The sequence below is a fragment of the Ruegeria sp. BB5 genome (assembly GCF_056539405.1).
Genome location: NZ_JBQFUX010000028.1, coordinates 1 through 789 on the forward strand (window position 1 = coordinate 1; position 789 = coordinate 789).

General features: G+C 50.7%; 1 protein-coding gene and 1 pseudogene. Both read left to right on the forward strand.

What is annotated here, in order from left to right; all coding sequences use genetic code 11:
• The coding region (locus ACR0DL_RS21470) for a response regulator transcription factor (protein WP_480691296.1) at nucleotides 1–187 on the forward strand (187 nt) is incomplete at its 5' end.
• Between the two features lie 56 nt (nucleotides 188–243).
• A pseudogene (locus tag ACR0DL_RS21475) lies at nucleotides 244–618 on the forward strand (DDE-type integrase/transposase/recombinase); the annotation flags it as partial.
• Nucleotides 619–789: the final 171 nt, after the last annotated feature.

Below are 789 nucleotides of genomic sequence, written 5' to 3' on the forward strand. Positions count from 1 at the left end.
TCGTAAGGAGCGCGTCATCCTTGAAGCGTTGGCCAAGGGCCTATCCAATCGTGAACTTTCGAAGGACCTGCAAATCTCGACAAATACCGTCAAGTTTCACCTGAGCAACATCTATGAAAAGCTCTCGGTTAAAAACAGAACACAAGCCATTGCATTCTACTACTCTTCTGGCGCTGCCTCAGATTAACAGATTTGCGCCTATGGCCGAGCATTTACTAGCTATCACGCAATATGTGGAAGCCCAAGCAGGCCAAAACGCTCGAATTCAAGCTTTCAGAACGTCGCAGCAAACAGGTCGCCACAAAGTTCTTCGCCAAGATGCTGGAGGTCAACGGCCTCCCACGAAAGGTTGTCATCGGCAAAAGCAGCACAAACACTACGGGTATCAAAGCAACCAACAGAATGCTCAAGGGTTTTGGTTGCCCGATACCAATAGAGATGGTCAGGCGGAAGTACCTGAGTAATATCGTCAAACAGGACCACCTGTTCATTAAGAGGCGAACAAGACCGATGCTTGGGGTTAAGGCCTTCGCATCAGCCAAGGCAAGCTTGGACGAGATCGAAATTGTGCACATGATTACTCCGAGCCCGTCTGTTCAATTCGTCGAATTGCATTAAAAGACCTGCCTGTTGTATGGCGCCTGCAGTCAGGTTACGCAGACGCTTTCATCGCTTTTGAGTGGCGACGGAACGCGACGCAAACTCCATGAGGCGCCTGAACTTTGGGCAATCCATATGGGTCTCTGCCGGACAATCCGCCACGTGACGCAACGCATCGCGTAGCCGGGT